General features: G+C 54.6%; 13 protein-coding genes. 7 read left to right on the top strand and 6 right to left on the bottom strand.

The window, feature by feature from the left end; translation table 11 throughout:
• The first annotated feature begins 53 nt into the window (after window positions 1-53).
• Genes LOC67_RS13635 through LOC67_RS13625 form a run of 3 tightly spaced genes read left to right on the top strand, consistent with a single transcriptional unit; the run spans window position 54 to window position 2,697 of the window.
• Window positions 54-986, top strand: coding sequence for a putative 2-dehydropantoate 2-reductase (locus LOC67_RS13635; RefSeq protein WP_230263159.1), 933 nt, complete (start codon window positions 54-56; stop codon window positions 984-986).
• Window positions 987-1,015: 29 nt separating this feature from the next.
• Window positions 1,016-1,846, top strand: coding sequence for a hypothetical protein (locus LOC67_RS13630; protein WP_230263158.1), 831 nt, complete (start codon window positions 1,016-1,018; stop codon window positions 1,844-1,846).
• Complete coding sequence (locus LOC67_RS13625; protein ID WP_230263157.1) at window positions 1,843-2,697, top strand: hypothetical protein; 855 nt, start codon at window positions 1,843-1,845, stop codon at window positions 2,695-2,697. Before LOC67_RS13630 ends, LOC67_RS13625 begins: the two co-directional genes overlap by 4 nt.
• A gap of 206 nt (window positions 2,698-2,903) precedes the next feature.
• On the opposite strand, the gene LOC67_RS13620 is transcribed toward LOC67_RS13625, so the two are convergent.
• Window positions 2,904-7,118 carry a beta strand repeat-containing protein gene (locus LOC67_RS13620; protein ID WP_230263156.1) on the bottom strand — a complete coding sequence of 1,405 codons (4,215 nt, stop codon included), beginning with the start codon at window positions 7,116-7,118 and terminating at the stop codon, window positions 2,904-2,906.
• 246 nt (window positions 7,119-7,364) lie between these two features.
• Window positions 7,365-8,981 carry a BBP7 family outer membrane beta-barrel protein gene (locus LOC67_RS13615; RefSeq protein WP_230263155.1) on the bottom strand — a complete coding sequence of 539 codons (1,617 nt, stop codon included), beginning with the start codon at window positions 8,979-8,981 and terminating at the stop codon, window positions 7,365-7,367.
• A gap of 489 nt (window positions 8,982-9,470) precedes the next feature.
• Here LOC67_RS13615 and LOC67_RS13610 point away from each other — a divergent pair, with 489 nt between their 5' ends.
• Together LOC67_RS13610 and LOC67_RS13605 are read left to right on the top strand one after the other, a co-directional pair.
• Window positions 9,471-10,727 (top strand): hypothetical protein, encoded by a 1,257-nt coding sequence (locus tag LOC67_RS13610; RefSeq protein WP_230263154.1) that lies wholly within the window; start codon window positions 9,471-9,473, stop codon window positions 10,725-10,727.
• A gap of 348 nt (window positions 10,728-11,075) precedes the next feature.
• Window positions 11,076-12,329: a DEAD/DEAH box helicase gene (locus LOC67_RS13605; protein ID WP_230263153.1), complete on the top strand. Its 1,254-nt coding sequence runs from the start codon at window positions 11,076-11,078 to the stop codon at window positions 12,327-12,329.
• Here the strand turns inward: LOC67_RS13605 and LOC67_RS13600 are convergent.
• Entirely contained in the window at window positions 12,292-13,074 is a 783-nt protein-coding gene (locus LOC67_RS13600) for a HisA/HisF-related TIM barrel protein (RefSeq protein ID WP_230263152.1), read from the bottom strand. The two genes, LOC67_RS13605 and LOC67_RS13600, sit on opposite strands and share 38 nt — an antisense overlap.
• Window positions 13,075-13,113: 39 nt before the next feature.
• Window positions 13,114-13,662 (bottom strand): DUF2617 family protein, encoded by a 549-nt coding sequence (locus LOC67_RS13595; protein ID WP_230263151.1) that lies wholly within the window; start codon window positions 13,660-13,662, stop codon window positions 13,114-13,116.
• A 274-nt stretch (window positions 13,663-13,936) separates the two neighbouring features.
• Here LOC67_RS13595 and LOC67_RS13590 point away from each other — a divergent pair, with 274 nt between their 5' ends.
• The gene (locus LOC67_RS13590) at window positions 13,937-14,515 is read left to right on the top strand and encodes an anthranilate synthase component II (protein ID WP_230263150.1); all 579 of its coding nucleotides are present in this window, start codon (window positions 13,937-13,939) and stop codon (window positions 14,513-14,515) included.
• Window positions 14,443-15,399 carry a hypothetical protein gene (locus tag LOC67_RS13585; protein WP_230263149.1) on the top strand — a complete coding sequence of 319 codons (957 nt, stop codon included), beginning with the start codon at window positions 14,443-14,445 and terminating at the stop codon, window positions 15,397-15,399. The genes LOC67_RS13590 and LOC67_RS13585 overlap by 73 nt, the downstream gene beginning before the upstream one ends.
• Here LOC67_RS13585 and LOC67_RS13580 read toward each other — a convergent pair.
• Together LOC67_RS13580 and LOC67_RS13575 are read right to left on the bottom strand one after the other, a co-directional pair.
• Window positions 15,362-15,778 carry a hypothetical protein gene (locus LOC67_RS13580; protein WP_230263148.1) on the bottom strand — a complete coding sequence of 139 codons (417 nt, stop codon included), beginning with the start codon at window positions 15,776-15,778 and terminating at the stop codon, window positions 15,362-15,364. The genes LOC67_RS13585 and LOC67_RS13580 overlap by 38 nt on opposite strands.
• A gap of 345 nt (window positions 15,779-16,123) precedes the next feature.
• Window positions 16,124-16,663 (bottom strand): hypothetical protein, encoded by a 540-nt coding sequence (locus LOC67_RS13575; RefSeq protein ID WP_230263147.1) that lies wholly within the window; start codon window positions 16,661-16,663, stop codon window positions 16,124-16,126.
• Window positions 16,664-17,482: the final 819 nt, after the last annotated feature.

The following is a 17,482-nucleotide window of genomic DNA, read 5'->3' as shown; positions in this document are numbered from 1 at the left end:
GAGCCCGCGTTCAGAATGGCTCAAGTTGGCCCCATTCGCACCAACCATAGACAATGTCAAAACTAAGTTACGCAATCATCGGAAGCGGCGCCGTTGGCGGCCTTTACGGAGCCATGCTCGCACGCCAAGGCCACGAGGTTCACTTCCTTTGTCGAAGCGATTTTGATCATGTCAAAGAACACGGATGGAACATCGAAAGTCATTGGGGCGACTTCGAACTGCCCGACGTCAATGTTTACCAATCCGCAGAAAACCTTCCGCCATGTGACGTGACCATCTTGGCGCTGAAAACCGTCAAGAATGACTTGTTGCCTCGTCTATTGCCAAGCCCCATGGGCGACAGAGGTGTGGTGCTCGTTTTGCAAAACGGACTTGGCGTCGAAGCTCAGGTCGCCAATCTGTTCGGCCCCGAACGCGTGCTGGGCGGTTGCTGTTTCTTGTGTAGCAACAAGGTTGGCCCCGGCCATATTCGGCACATCGACTATGGACGCATCGTCTTTGGCCCATTCCAAAACTCTCCCGATTCGATTGGCCTCGCCGAACGCATCTGTGAAGAACTTGTTGCCTCCGGGATCGAAGCACAGACCTCCGACGACTTAAACCTCGTCCGCTGGCGCAAACTGATGTGGAACATCCCGTTTAACGGTTTGTCTGTAGCCTTGGATGCCTCGACCGACAAATTGATCGGGGACGAATGTAGCGTCGCACTGATCCGCGATATCATCACCGAAGTCCACCGAGCAGCAGTCGCGAGCGGTGCCCAGATCGACGATAGCTGGATCGAAAAAACAATCGATCATACGCGGACCATGGTTCCGTACGACAGCAGCATGCGATTGGATTATCTAGCTGGTCGTGAGATGGAGCTGCAGGCGATCCTTGCAAACCCAATCGCTGCCGCCAAAGAAGTCGGCGTCTCGATGCCCAAGACGGAGATGCTTTTCCAGACGCTGTGCTTTATGCAAAACCGGCTTCAAAATCGCTAGGATCGAACCTGGCTTGATTGGTTGCGACAATGCAGTTTTCGATCCGCTCTCTTCTGGCAATCAGTCTGGTCGTCTCATTGAGCTTTGCGATCTGGCAACGCTACACCACTTTGCAACGCGCAACATCTGTACTGCAGGAAGCTCAGATAGTCCACCAGCAGTTGACCAGACGACTTCAGTGGGACATGCCAGGTGTCAAAGATCGACATACCAAGTTGTTCGAGCAAGAAGCGATTCTGAACGAAGCCGTCGAGATTGCCCAAAAGAACATCATCGCCGTTCGGCAAAAACAAATCGACGAGATCTCTTTCACTCCGGAAACTTTTGCGATTCAATCGTTCCCACAGCTTTCATGGGTTGGATCGAAAAGGGAACTGGGGCTGATCACTCAATACCATTTGAACGTTCCCGCAACTCGCCCATGCTTTTTAAAAGTCGGCATCATCAAATCGACAGAAGAGCCGCCATATTCATCACGCATTCTAGATAGCGAGCTTCTGGCGGCGGAATCTTTCCAGCGCCGTCTTTCGGCACAGCCCCACGGCATCGCGTTGATTCACAGCGACGAAACGTTGCAGATCAAGATCGATGGATTGACATTTAGATTCCCTTTCAAAACGAGCGCGCGTTGGATGGTTGCAGCGATTGAATCCAAGCAGACATTTAACGATAGCCAGAGGCTTCCTGTGCTCGGTTTGCAGATCAAGCCGAATCGCGCACCACAGGGCGACATCAAAATCGAAATTGATGCAAACGGCAATGAACGTGACCAGCGTTGGCTCGCTGTTTGGCTCAGTGATCGTTCATCTGATTTACAGCCGTTTCCTTCCGATCCAATCGAAGGAAGTGCTGACCAATGACATCGAATTCACCGGCACCAGGACGCAAGAAACGCTACCGTCTGAAGGTCTTATTCTGCGTCATGGTTGGCATTCAATTGTCCGTTCTCGGGTTCTTGGTAGAAAGATCGCGGTCTATCAAAAGACAGATCGAGGCAGCCTCAACCGCAGTCAACGAGATGCACGATGCCGTCGACAGAATGGAATTCATTGGCCAGCGGGGGCGCAGCCACGATCGGCTACTACCGCAACTGCTTGAACCATGTCGTACGCCCGAGGAAATGCCTCGGCTTGATGTCCCGTTCTTCGTCATCGCAGCTCGACCGCGAAAGCCGATGAAGGTTTACGTTCCGAGCGGTGAGCATTTCCTGAAAGTCCAGAGCCCGAACGAAGACGAACCTCGGCTGATTCCGTTGGCGGGTCAATGCAGCTATCTCTTGGACTTTCAAACGCCGCCAGACACACCAAGCAAACTGCAACTCGCAATTGACGGTTCTGATCGACATTTCGGTGCAATGACAATTGATCTTCAATTGCCATCGACTTGGTACGTTGCGCAGCTGAATCGATCTGAAGTCGTCTATCCGAATCAAATCAATGCTCGGTCGATCATCAGTCCGCAGGGAAGTCCAGACCTACGTCCTTCCGTGACATTGGCGACGATTCAACCCGATCGTCACTCTCGTGAATCGGGAGCGAATTGGATCGCGAAAGTCAGTTTAATTTCCAACGGCCCCAGCCGGATTCCAGCGACGTTGGTTGATAACGCAACCATCGTCGCTCGCGATGATTGGCTGGGGGATTACCTGGGCGATGGGACCTACCAAGTCTATGTGCCGTTCACCGAGTGGCCGTTTGCTGCGTCGAACTAAGATTGATCGAGCAAAGAATGATTGGATCAACAACCCAATCCAGATTTTGATCCCTGTGCAAATAGAAAACGCACGGCCTTCCCCCCGAAAGACCGTGCGTTACTGATTTCCTCGTCGCGTCCGACTCGCATGCTGCTACATTCACCACCGGCTCCCGTTGGCAGCATTTTCGATCACGTTGCTATAAACAAGTCATGAGTGCGTTATCAGGAAGAAGCGAGGAAACGTCGTTTTGACAGGACCGCCGCGATTTCACCAAAGTTAAAATCGACTGCGGTGCCCGGACTGTCGTCAAAGGTCAAACTGTTGAAGGCGTTGGGATTGATGGTCGCTGAAGCACCAGTCCCTGCGGTCTCTTGGCCATCGACAAAGTCCTCTGGCTGAGTCTCGGTGATGTCGTAAGTTCCCGCTGCCAGTTGCGAGAACAAGTATTCGCCGTCATCGTTGGTCGTAACGACACGTGTAACCGACTCGTTGAAGACATTCGTCCCAGTCAGTGTTATCGTAACGCCAGCGATTCCGGCTTCACCCGAATCTTGAACACCGTTGTCGTTTGCGTCGACATAGACAACACCACCGATCGAGCTCTGGAACGCCTCGACAGCGGTTTCTGCTGTCGCGGAGTTATTCGTCAAATCAGTTTCACCGGTTGTGGTTTGGACAGAAACCGTGTTCGTGACAGTCGCTGGCGCCGTGTTATCGACGCTCGCGTTGATGGTGAATGTAAACGTTCCGCTGGCGACGATATCGCCGACGTCCACACTGACCGTCTGACCGTTCGTTGTTACCGTTTCGCCACCCGGCGTATTCGCACTGACGAACGTCAAACCGCTCGGCAAGACGTCCGCGGCCGTCACGCCTTCCGCCGTCGAAATCCCGTCGTTGGTGATCGTAATGGTGTAGACCAAGGTGTCACCGGCTTGTGCGTTTGCCGAATCGACTGTTTTCGCGACAGTCAGATCAGCTTCTGGCGTCGCCGTCACGTCTACGGAATCACTGTTGTTGGACGTATCGGTTTCTCCGGCATCCGCCGTCACCGATGCGGTGTTAGTGATCGTCCCGTCTTGGGTAGCACCAACGGTGAAAACCAATGTCGCAGACTTCGTTTCGCCGTCAGACAATGTGACCGAAGGGAACGTCACCGTCGTTCCGTTGGATGTCGCCGACTGACCATCCAAGGTCCCACTGACAAATGTCAGACCTGATGGGATATCGTCGGTCAGGATCACTCCGGTGGCCGTACTCGGCCCATCGTTCGTCAGATCGATCGTGTAAGTAACGTTGGAACCCGAAGCCGGCGTCGAATCTGATGCACTCTTTGCGATCGTGACATCGAATTCGGGCGAAAGCGTCGATTGGGCGTCATCGCTATCGTTGCTGGTATCGATATCTCCACCGGCCACCGACAGTGTTGCCGTGTTGTCGATCGTTCCGGTCGCATCTTCGTCCACCGTTGCGGTGAATGTGAAGGACTCTGTCGAACCGATCGCGATCGGATCAAAGACGACCGTAATCGTGCTTGATCCACTGTCAAAGCCTTGCGATGTCGCATTCGGCGCGGAGATCTGTCCCAAGGTCAATCCCGCTGGCAAAACATCGGTCACAGTTACGATCCCCGAATCGCTAATACTGTCCGTGTCATGCTCAATCGTGATCGTATAGGTCAGCGTGTCCTGGCCTGGTATCGCGGTCGCCGAATCGACAGTCTTGGTCAGAATCAAATCGGTGGTTCGATTGATGACGATATCGATATCGCTGCTATCGTTACTCGCTTGCGTATCGTTGTCCGAGGTGGTGATGTCGGCTTGGTTGTTAATCGTCCCGGTTGCTGACGAAGCGATGTCAACCGTGATCGTAAACGTTTCCGTTTGACCGTCGACGAGTGTTCCGACGTCGAAGGTCAAGTCTTGACCATTCTGGGTAATCGTGACGCCCGACGTTCCGGCATCAAACGAGCTAAACGTCAATGCAGAATCCAAGGTGTCGGTCACCGTTACGGCGCGAGCATCGCCTGGACCATTGTTGGTTACCGCGAAGGTATAAGTCAGACTGCTGCCGGCGACGGCAGTGTCCGTGGTGGACTTGGTCACACCGACATCAACGTTCCGCACAACCGGGGTTGTCTCGGTTGCGGTGTTGTCGCTCGTGTCCGGGTCGATATCCGGCGAGCCGACAACGGTTGCGGTGTTGACGATCGATGTCCCGGCGGCCGCATCGACCAAGACAATCACGTCGATGACCGCACTGGCTTGATCTGCCAAGTCATCAACATTGATTGTCAACTGACCGCTGGCTGCGGGCGTCTCGGTCACGGTTCCTGAACCGGTCGTGAACGATGCGCTGACGAATGACAGGTCCGCTGGCAGATTGTCTGTTACTACGATGCCGGTGGCCGTATTGGGCCCATCATTGAACACGGTAATCGTATAGGTGAACTGTTCACCGGCGATGACCGAACCGGTCGTGTTGTCGTCTTTGGTGATCGACAGGTTGGCTTCTTCAAGATCAGCCAGAGCGCTGTCCGAATTATTCGTGCTGTCGGTTTCAACCTGATCACCAGCGATGGTCGCGGTGTTGGTCAAGTCCGCCGTCTGACCGGCATCAATGTCCACTGCGATTCGGATCGAGCCGGTCGCCGACACGGCCAAGGCTCCGACGGCAACACTGATGTCCTGACCGACAATCGTTGGGGTGAATGCGCCAAAATTGGAAGCACCTTGGTTGATCGTCATCCCGACAGGAATTGAGTCGGTGATGACAACATTCGTTGCATCGAGCGGACCGTTGTTCCCGAAATCGATGTCGAAGAACACTTGACCGCCAGCGATCAACGTTGACGCTCCCGAATCGAGCGTTTTTGTGATCTCCAAATCGATCGTCGGCGTTACACCCAAGTCGAGTGTAAAGTTTGTATTGACGTCGGTATCGCCGTCGTTGTTCGGTTCGCTTCCCGCAACCAGAGTGATTTCCTGGCTAACGACTCCGACGCCTGCGGAAACGGTACCGTTGTCATCGCTATCGACGTCGTCGTCCGGATCAGGTGCGGGATCGTTTCCGGTGCTCGATTCATATCCGAACAACAGTTGCCCGCTGCCGAAATCGGAATCGGGAATAACAACCAGATAGTTGCCCGCGTCCAAATCGGTAAAGACATAGTCGCCGTTCACGTCGGTTGTCGTTGTCGCAACGGCAACCTGGGACGAGGGATCGATCGCGCCGCCTCCACCAGGCTCGGCATACAAGTCGACAGTGACGCCGGCAATTCCGCTTTCGGTACCGTCCAATGTCCCGTTGTTGGAATCTGCTCCACCGCCCAAGTCTTCGAAGACGGTTCCGCCCAACTGCAACAGCTGAGTATTGGAAAGGTTGACTTCGATCGGATCCGGTCCACGCGATTCGACAACGGAAAAGAAAATGTCGTTGTCCGCAAGCGTCACGGTCGCGGTCGCCCGAATCGCGATCACACTGTTGAAGTCCGCCGGGCTAACCACACCTGCGAAACCCGACGTTGCCCATCCGGGATCGGTGAAGTCAACAAAGACCGACTGAAGCGACGGATCCTGTGGAATCGTGATGTCGATCTGCGATGCTTCGGTTGCGGACGTAAAGACGATCACCGTCATCGTCTCGTCTTGATTTTCCGCTCGCGCTAATACTTCGATCCCTGTGTTGGTCGGAACAGCTCCTCCTGCTGTTCCCCCGGCCAAGGATGAAACGGGCGCGAATCCCGGTGGGACGGTTAATCCGAACGCTCCGTCAGCCCCGTCATATTCCACGGTCGCCTGCGACAGCGCACCACCGCCGGTGCTCAGGCTTAACAGCTCGGTTCCGTTATCGACTTGAAAAGTCGTATTGCCACTGCCGTTGGTATGGATCAACTCGACGTCACGTGATCCGCCGAGCGCGTTGGCGGCCGTCTGACTATCGGTTTGCGTAGTGCCTCCACTTGCCGTGATCAATTGGGCACCGGTGGTGAAGTCATCGATCGTGACGATCGTTTCTCCATCGGCATCATCGGCGGTCACGGTCACCATCGCAGGTGACGGTACGGTGATGCTGGCTCCCGCCGAACCCTGGACAACAAAGTAAGTCCCGGCCGCCAAATCATCGAAACGATACTCGCCAGGAACCGGGTCGCCGGATGTCGCCGTCGTGTCCGTCGCGACTAGCGTATCGACACCACTGTCGTAGGTGTTGTTGGCATTGGTGTCGCTGTAAAGCTCGACCGTGATGCTTTCCAACCGGGGATCATCACCGCTTAGACCATCGCCCGTCAAATCGGTGTAGGCGATTCCGGAAACGGCCCCAATGTCGACAGCCAACAGCTGACGTTTTGCCAACGCTTCGAGTTTCAATGCTCGCCGGCGAGAGCGTAATTCATTCGTCGAACGACGGCTGCGACCAGCCAGTCGCTGAATCATCCGTTGCCAATCCATTGGGAACATTCCTGTATTTTTGGTGACTCGACCGCAGGGTCGCACATAGTGGGGAAGCGAGACCTAATTCACAAAGTCAGGCATGCTCAACGTGTCTGCAAAGAGGACTTTGCGTTACGGACACTCCGCATGGGAAACTTTGCGCAGCCGTCTTGTTCGGGGGGAGATAGCCTCTGATCGTGCTATCGGCCCCGTGTCAACCAAAGTTAAACACCTGGTAGGATTTAACGATTACCACCGATATTCCAATCCATAAGTCAAACCGTGTGCCCAATAGTCAGTTGTGTCAAAGCTGAACAACGGATAGGCGTCGGTACCGCTTACCGCTGGTGGCAAGAAGTTAGGGTTCACTGCGGTCGGAATGTGCTCTCCAGGTCGCACTACGTTTGACCAGTAGATTCCGGTGTAACCAACAGTCGCCTTCAAGTGATCGGTAAGCTGATATCCAAGAGTCAGATTGAGCTCAGGCAGTACGGAGAACTCGTCTTGCTCAAAGGTGCCCTGATTGGTCAGTGCGAGCAAGCCTCCGGACTGAGCGGCCCCGTCGTCGATCGAAGTCGAACCGTTGATGCGAACGATCTGGTTGGTATTCCCGACCGCAATTCGGATCAAACTTTCTAGCGTCCAATAGCCGCGTACGATTCGTCGGCTCCAACCAAGATCGACACCGTTGAAGCGGTTTTCGGTGTCAAACGCGTCGGTGATGTCAAAGGTTCCTGGGTTGGTCCCGGTGCTCAGCAGGTCTTCGTGAATCGAAACACCTTCGTTCAGTTCCATGAACCGGTATCCCAATCGGAATTCGCTGCGAGTGCAGTAGTGATTGTTTCGTCCGCAGAACAACCATTCGCGGCAGCCTTCGTCGCAGCCTTTCAGGAATCGCAAGTTGACTCCTCCGCCAACAAGCTCGCTGTAAGCTTGAACCGAGACGGTTCCGGTAAGTGCGATCTGTCCGTCGTTGAACGCGATCAATTCCGAATCGTTCATCCCTGTCGTGACGTTGTAGAACGGTCGGGCAAGGATCGGGTCTCCCGTGCTAGCTGCCGAAAACGCCTCAGACTCACGCTCCAGTTCCAAATACTCCGCTGCCAAACCGACGGTGTGACATCGGTCGAACCAGAAACCGAATCGCAATCGACCTCCGGTGCGAGAATCATCAAGGATATCGTTGCCGCCATACAAAACAGTCGCACCGGGAAGCACGCCGGCTTCCGAACGACCGCTGATCGATCCTGGCAACGACTGCGTCACGAGCGCCGGGACACTCATTCCGTCAGTCCAAAAATTCAGTGCTTCGAACGAGACGAAACCGTCCTGGGGAAGGCTCAAGGTGATCGCCGGTCTCCAAGCTCGACCGCCCGCGAGTTCACCGCAGAGGCTGCAACCGCAATTAGGGCCGCAGCTACCCATCGCATCGCATCCGATCGCGTCGCAACCTGCACCATCGCATCCGCAACTGGGATCCATCGCGTCACACGAAAGGTCCACAACGGTTGGCTCATAAATCACCGTTTCGCCAACTGGCGGAGGGCTGGGAATCTGGTGCGACGCTTGTGTCACCATCCCTTGCGGTGCCGCAGAGTCTGTCGGCTTAAGAACACGTCGCTTGGTTGTCGCGGTTCGCGAAACGCCTTTGGGAGACGGTTGCTGTGAAGTCGAAGCGACTGCTCCTCGAACCGGCGTCCAATTCGCCCTTGCCTGACTAGCTCGTGCCTGACTTGCACTTGTTTGGTTGGTTTGGTCACCACGCACACTCTGGCGTGATTGTGCCGCAGCAGGATTGCTCGGCGAAAGCAGGACGGCCACCGTCAAGGCGACTGTTGCTAGGCGGAAGGTGTTGAGGTTCGGCACGATCGTCACCACTAAAGAACTCGGGGAGGAAAACCAACCGCAGGCGATCTGTCTCCTCGCCGGCTTCGGTCAGTTCTGGATGCACCGAATCGCCACAGGCTGATACGGCACAATCTGTCACTTGCCGTATCGACGGCCTCAACCCTAGCCCTAAACGAAAATTCTGAATAATCGTTAAAAACCCTAGAAACCTCTTAACCGGCAAAACTTACCAGGATTCCGATTGCGACGGAGCCAGGTTTTCACATGCCGAAATCGCTAGCAAAACCAGGTCTCACTGCCAATTGATCTGTCCGGTCCCTGGCAGGCAACCTTGACCCCGATCCTGACAAACTGCTACTGCCTGCTTAGCGACCGGTACACCTCGGTCGTCCCGCCGTTGAACTTGAGTGAATTTGTGGTATCTCGTTGATCCGACAAAAGAATCTGCACCGACCAATGTTGCTCACCAAACGCAATCGAAGAAGCGACTGCGTTGATGCTAGCAATATGTCAAAAGACTCGGTCGAGCTAGCGCGATTCCGCATTCGATTCGCTCGTTCGATCCGCGTAGCTACTGTTGGAGCGTTCGCACTGGCATCGCTCCCATTAATTGGATGCCGCGGCCGCGCGCAAGACGACTACTACCGCCAAAAGCTGACGAACCAAATCCGTGTACTTGAGGATCAGCTTTATGATGCGGACTACCAAAATCGAGTCCTTCAAGACAAACTCGAACACGCGCGAAGTGTCAACGGATTGCCGTACGAGGATCCGTCTGCGTTTGAACTCCAAGACCGCCCACTACCTGCGATCCCTGAACCGGTTCCGGACTACGACGTCATCGATCTAGATTCGCCGGATTCTGAAAACGCAATCGAGGATCCGAGCGCTGTGCAGGAACGCCCGCAGTCGGAGTCTCCAGGCACAACACTGCCGATGCCTTCTTCGCAATCGCCAGATGAACCTGCGCCGCTGCAAGATCCCGATCCGATTGCGGAACCGGCGACGGATCCGAATCCGCCTACTCAGCAGGATGATCCAGAATCAACTGCCAATGACACAACTGGCGGTTTGGGGCTTCCGACGGAAACGGTACCAATGCCTATTCCGGACCCGGATACCAACGACGAACTGCTTCCACCTCCACTAGGTACCGGCGAGCAGTTGTTGCCGCCGACAGAAGATCAGTTGCAAGATGACCAGATCATCCCTGGAACTCCCAAGCCTCCAGCGGAAGATCCCTCGACTCCACCAGGGAAGATCGTTTTTCCGGCGGACCTGAAAAAGATGTCCTTCGAACAGGAAATCGAAGTACCGGTTCCTGATCGGCTGCAGATTCACCCCACGCTCTCCGGCGGGCACCAGACCGACGAAGATACGCCTCTGGACGGTCTGTACTTGGTCGTCAATGCGGTCGACGCCAGTGGCAATACTTTGTCACTCGACAATTACGACATTGATGCGGAGTTGAACGTCGTCGTTCTTGATCCGCTGGACGAGTCCGACGATCCCCGTCTGGGACGCTGGGACTTCACTCCTGACGAGGTCCGAAAGCTGGTCCATGCATCGCCCAATCGAGGCCAATCGGATGAAACGTCTAACAACGGATTTCATATTCCGATCGAATGGCTGGACCGAGTCCCGATTGGCGACGACGTGATTGTCCATGTGCGATTGAAAGCGGCTGAAGAAGAAATGCGTTGCCAGCAACAACTGCGGATGTCCGACTCCGTAACGACATCCAGCTGGCTACCTCGCGGATAGCCCAGACTTTGAAGTTTCGACTGGGCAACTTGTTAATAAAGCGTTGCTGTTTATCCCGTCCTTCGATTTGGCAACGTTCTACGCAGACATTTCGCTGCTCTGAATCTCAATTGGGGGCCATCGGACCAGACTCGGAATCCAGCCCGATCTTCACATCTGGGATCGCAACCGAAGCCGGCCGTCTCCCGCAAAGTCCCCGCGAACGTCAACGACTTCGAACTTTAACAAAACGCCCCAGGGCGTCTTTACCGGTCCGGTCACTCTAACTCGTGCCTCGATATCGTTCCTTCCTGCAAGGTGACCGTGACTGTCATAGTGAAATCGCTTCGCTGCGGTTATGCTAGCCGCATGAAAGCAAAGCAGAAGGAACGCAACAGTAAAAAACCAGAGGGCTTCGACGCGATCGACCTCTCTCCCGTCATGCGCAGTGCGCTGAAAAAGGCGGGCTTCGAAAAACCATCCCCCATTCAAGCGGAATTGATCCCGCTAGCACTCGAGGGGCTGGATGTCATTGGGCAGGCCCGGACGGGGACAGGCAAAACCGCCGCATTCTCGATTCCAATTCTCGAGCAGCTCGACTCGCTCGAAGATTGCCGAGATCCCCAAGCGATCATCATCGTCCCGACGCGTGAATTGGCCGATCAGGTCGGCCGCGAGGCAAAGCGATTGGCTCATGGCTGTCCGACGGAGATCGCAGTTCTGGCCGGTGGCAAAAACATCCGCACCCAACTGCGGCAACTCGAAAACGGTGCCCAAATCGTTGTCGGTACCCCCGGCCGATTGCACGACCACCTACAGCGGCGATCGCTGCGTACCAAAGATGTCTGGTGCGTCGTTCTCGACGAAGCCGACCGCATGTTGGACATCGGGTTTCGCCCGCAGATCGAACGCATCCTTCGTCGCTGTCCGCGAGACCGCCAGACGTTGTTGTTGTCAGCAACGCTTCCAGATACGGTCCGTCGATTGGCCGAATCGTACATGCAGGATCCGGAAGTGATCGACTGCTGTAAAAACGAAATGTCTGTCGAAACGATCGAGCAGCACTACTTCACGGTCGAGCAAGACAAGAAACTTGATCTGCTGCAGACGTTGCTCGAACGCGAAAACCCAGAACAAGCGATCGTATTCTGTAGAACCAAACGTGGAACCGATCGACTTTGGCGGGCACTGAGCAAGAAGCACAAAGCCTGTGCCGCGATGCACGGCGACATGGCCCAGCGGGAGCGAGACCGCACCTTGCAACGATTGCGTGAAGGTTCGCTACAGATCCTGGTTGCCACCGATGTTGTCGGACGTGGGATCGATATCAGCACGATCTCGCACATTATCAATTTCGATGTCCCTGAAGATAGCGACGACTACGTCCACCGCGTCGGTCGGACAGGTCGAATGGGACGCGACGGTGTGGCCTATACCTTCATCGTTCCTGGCCAAGGTGACTTTTTGACTGGCATCGAACAGCGGATCAACAAACTGTTGATTCGGGATTCGATCGATGGTTTCGAACCAGAGAAAAAAGTCGAGCCGACGGCAGAAGAGTCAGCCGAAAAGCCAAAACGAAATCTCAATCCGATGAGACGAAAGGTGACGCGGCGCCGGTAAACAGACTGGCGACTAGAATTCGGTCGGCTCCCGCGGCAACCAAGCGATCGGCATCACGTTCGCCCGAAACGCCACCGCCAGAGATCAGCGTCTGCTTTGGCAGTCGCTTCCGAATCGAACGAATCAATCGTGTTGCCGCGTCAACATTGCCGGTTCCGACGCCTCCCAAATCCAACGCGATCACCGACCGAATGTCATTGCGTTCGATCGATCTGATCCAATCATCCAGCTCTGGCCCCGCCGACATCCATTGGCGGTTTCGAAAGTCCAAGCTGATCGCTACACGTGTTTGACCGAATCGCTTCGCACAGGTTGCAACGAGATCGAGGTCCACAACGGATTCGGACGCAAGCACAAATGAAGTGCTCGGGTGGTCCTGCAAAGCAACCGGAATTGCGTCGCAGGAATCTTTGATGCCCAAATCCAGCAACCAATCGACTTGAGCACCAACCCTATCGACCAACGCGGCGATGGTTTCACTTTGGACAGAACCATCCGTCAGGGCATCCAAGTCGGCGACGTAGATCGACCGGAACTTTGCCGCCTTGTATTGGATCGCATGTAGCGCCGCATCGCCGTTGATCGCGACGGACTTTCCACCTGGATGACGAAACACCTGCGTTGCACGGTAGCAAGCTCGATCACCGGCGATGGCATGCACCGATTCACCGCCCTTCAAATCCACGACACCGACGAGGCGTTGCCATAGACCGGGGTCCCAGTGCAAGGAGGAGGTTGGCTTCAACGTGCTGTTCCAATCGCAGTCGGAAACCTTTCTGCAGAATTATTCTGGCAAGGAGAACAGCGATTCAACTTTGACGATCGCGTAGTCGTCCGGAAAAGTGTGGACCGCTTGAACAAGCATCGAACGCTGACGACATTCGACGTTGATATAGCTCAGTGCTCCGAAGGACATGCGGCCGCTGGAATCGAAGGTATGCAACAACCCCTCGACTGGTTGTTTCCCGAGTTGCTGCCCAACCATAAAGAACAGGTCTGGGCTGACGGGTTCCAACTGGAAATGTGTGCGATAGGCAACACCCGATTGGCAGCTCACTTTTTCGGTCCGACTGCCCTTGAGCGGACGTGAAATCATGCAACGTTTGGTCGGCAGTGGCTGATGTGCCCCCGTTGCGACTTCGCAGATGGTTGCGGTACCGTCGCCCGTCCGATTCCAAGTGATCACATGGCCGCAATTGGTAATGCTGATCTGAGCCTGATAGGCCGACCGTTCTATCCGCCGCGACTTATGGACGGTGTAGAGTTCCGGGTGCAGCGATCGGCTGAACACGTGAAACGAAAGTTCGGCAACTTTTGGGCGAACCGAGAGCACGATAGTTGAATCCGAAATGAATGGAGATGGAAACAGTCGATGTTAAACGCGCAAGGTGCTGTCGCAAAGCGCCGAGTGTTTCGTTCCTTTTCCATTGCGAAGTGACACGGCAGGCTCTCGGCAAGTGGCCTGGTACATGTCATTATAGGTTGCATCACGATCTAGAAAGAAGAGCGTTTGCGGACTTCCCTGGCAAAGAAGCCTTTTTTGTCAAAACACCGCAAATTCCCGATTGAAATCCATTGACAGCAGGCTCGAGCTCACAAGTTACGCCATGGTCATCGTCATCGACAATTACGATTCGTTCACATACAACCTCGTCCAACGACTTGGGGAAATTGATCCCTCCGTCGAACTGCGTGTTTTTCGCAACGATGAGATTTCGATTGACGAGCTAGACACTCTGTCCCCCGATCGGATCTTGATTTCTCCCGGACCCTGTACGCCGACCGAAGCCGGAATTAGCGTGGACTGTGTTCGCCATTTTGCCGGGAAAGTTCCATTGCTGGGTGTTTGTCTGGGACACCAATCGATCGGACAAGCATTTGGCGGGAAGATCATTCGCGCACCCCAGCTGATGCACGGGAAGACCGATAACATTCACCACGACAATGCGGGCTTATTCGCAGGTTTGACCCAACCGTTTGTCGCCACGAGGTACCATAGCCTTGTGATCGATCCGAATACGGTTCCCGACTGCTTGCAAGTTGGCGCCTGGACCGACACCGGTGGCACAAGACAAATCATGTGTGTCCGTCACAAGGATTTCCAAATCGAAGGATGGCAGTTCCATCCGGAGAGCTTCCTTACCGAACCCGGCATCGAAATGCTGACGAGATTTCTGAAGTGGTAACCTTTCGCCGAATGCCGATCGCCAAATTGTTTCAATGTGAAATGCGATTGCAGTTGGCGTGCCCGACATTGGTGAAACGATCAACCTCTCTTCTTGTCTTCTCCTTTGTGCTACTCAGTGAGCATTTGCCTACAACAGCTGATGAACCTGGCAATCCGCCAATCGCGTCATCAGCTAGCCAGGATGTATCACTAACTAGCCTTCCAAAGCCGCCGTCCACAATTGCGGATCTGATCAATCGTGGCAACGTAAAGTTTGTCACCGGTGGTGAGCCGCAGTCCGATCCGACAACTCTTCCGACGCGCGCTCGATTAGTTGGCGAGACACGATTTCGATTTCAATATCGATACAAAAGCAATGCCCGCTGGCGAGTGTTTCACGACCGTAGCAGCTATTCATCAGCGTCCAACAGCGAAACGGAAAAGTTCGTTCGCGTGGACGTTCGCTTTCGAAGCGTCAAGCTTGAACAAAGCCACGAAGTCTGGCTAAGAGATCTGCCGGGCAAAGACGTTTTCTGGAAAAGCAAAATCGTCAATCATGAATTCGACCACGTGCGGATCTCGTCGGATCCCAGAATCGAATCAATGTTTCGGAAGCGTCTTAAAGATGCAGAACGATTTACCGTGCCGTACAACTCTGTCGCCAATGCGAATGGCCGAGTTGATGAGTCTCTGATTCGTCAGCAGGTTGAATCAAAGCTTCAAGAGGTGCTCGCCGAAACGACTCAGTTTGTTGCGATCCGGTACCGAGAACTCGACTACGTAACTCGGCATGGAATACTGCCGCTTCCCCAAGACTGGGAACCGATTCCAAAAACCGATTCATCATCAAGAGGATCGACAAGCACTAGCGGAACGCGGGCGGAGCCGGCGCGCCAGGAATAACCTTGGCATTGAGCTGTTCTTCTTGGAACTTCCGCAGGCGTTCTTGGAACTCCTCGTCCGTTTCCTCTTCGAATTTCGGCACGAAGTTTTCCGGAATGTCCTCTTTCGAGGGCATTGAAGGGCGGTCTTCATTTGGCGGTAAAATCTGACTGCGCGAGGCCTCCTCGCCTAAATCAATCTCGCGATCTTTTAGCGTACCGACCTTCGCACCGGCAGGATCCGCCAAACTGCCAACTCGTCCCGAATCTCGCTGCAGTCGCTGCCAAGCACCGCCATATGCGGCGTAGGCTGCGTCTTCACGATCGCAGCAGAGTCGACATCCTCCGCTGGACAGCACACTGATCGTAGCGATGAAAACGCCCGCCAAGACGGTCTTCATACGAGAGTCTGATCGGTAGTTCACGAAGAGCATAGTTGCGTCAGCTGATCGATTCGCGTTGCAGGAGCGTTTCCTTCGCGGCGTGCTCGAGTTTTCCTGAGACGCAAAAAAGAAACGGTGCCCAAACTTCGGGTCACCGTCTTTATCGGCTGTGCCGGTCAGTCACTTTAGGAAAGCTTTAACGGCTGGCGAATACTTTCCGGCAGAACTGCATCGTGAGAAAGGAGCATTGACGAATCGCGTGAAACTCGGTTCGTCTCTCGATCACGCTCACACACTTGCTCCGTTGGCCTTCGCGACCGGCAAACGTTCTGTATTGCTTGCAGGTATGACGCTTCCGAGCGCTTATTCGCGAAACGACTTGACGACTTCACCAACGTTTCGGGCGACGATATTCACCGCCTTTTCAATCCTTGAAGCCGTTCCGAGTTTGTCGCCCAGTCCGGGAAGTGCCATCACACAGAACAACACCAGTACAAACCCGCCGTAGGCAGCCGGGCTGACAGTCCCTTTATGATGCCGAACCACTTGGTGGCCTCGGGTGAAAGGCAGACGAAACGCCCAGCCTTTCTTGGGTTCATACTCTTTGACGGTGACGACTTGCAAGCGAGGCTCGCCTTGCACGGATTGGACAAAAACCTGTGGCGCAATCAGCATCCGCCGGTCGTCGTAATGCAGTTCGTAGCGAGATCCGATTTTGATTTTCTTCACATGCTTGGGCTCAACACCCAATGTGAAACCGCCGCCACAAGTTTCACGCACGTGGACTTTGATCGAACGACCACTGCCGACGAATAAGGTCGCTGCCGTGTTGCCCACGACTTTGCAGCGATAGATCTTTTCTTGTGCGTTGACAGGAACGACTTTGTACATGTGCTCGGACATTACTCGTCAACCAATATGCGGTGTCGCATCAATACGGCGGAATGATGTGAAGTGCCATGCGACACTCGTGGGGTGTTACACGTTGATCAGGGCGTGGCCGCAACCTCTCGGTTTGGTTGCAGCACAACCGCGACCATTCGTTTCTTTAGCTCGCAAATAGCGATGATGTGAAACGGTCACCCGATCGCTCCTCAGAATGTTCGCATTCACCCAAAACTAGCTCTGAAAGGCCTCCCACGTACCGTGTACAGCATCCCCTCTTTAGAGTTTTCTTCGTCAAGGTGCGCAGGATGGGTCGATTATTCCGGCCGCAGCAACTAGACCGGATATTCGGGTCGTAACAGGTCGATCGCAGACCTAGTTAAAGCCAACTGTCCGCACGATCGGCGGACGATTGGCAGTACCCACGCCAGCGACGACGCCATTTCGACGCCCATGAATCTATCCACCGCGATTTTCCGAGCGGCCTTTGATGGCTTGCTTCATCGCGCGAGCGGCTCATCATCCGTCGCTATGTGTCGCTCCGCGCGCCGAACTGTGCTTGCTTCTGCACTTGCACTTTTGATGGCTACGAATTCAGCTACCGCGCAGGAGCCAGCCGCCAGTTCGCTACCCAGCTACAGCAGCGATTTCAAGCAACCATCGTTCAGCCATCAAAATTCTGGCCCGTCCTATCACGATTGGCGACAGCCAGCGTTTCATTCCCCAGCGAACCGTTCGCAACTGCCGCTCCAACGGACGACAAATGGGTTTGCGAATCCGCTAAACAGGAACGTCGACTGCCCGCGTTCGGTGTCACCCAATAACACAAGCAACCTT

It is taken from the genome of Stieleria sp. JC731, from assembly GCF_020966635.1.
Lineage (GTDB): Bacteria > Planctomycetota > Planctomycetia > Pirellulales > Pirellulaceae > Stieleria.
The sequence above is the reverse complement of the archived record's forward strand: the minus strand, read 5'-3'. Positions and strand labels throughout refer to the sequence as shown.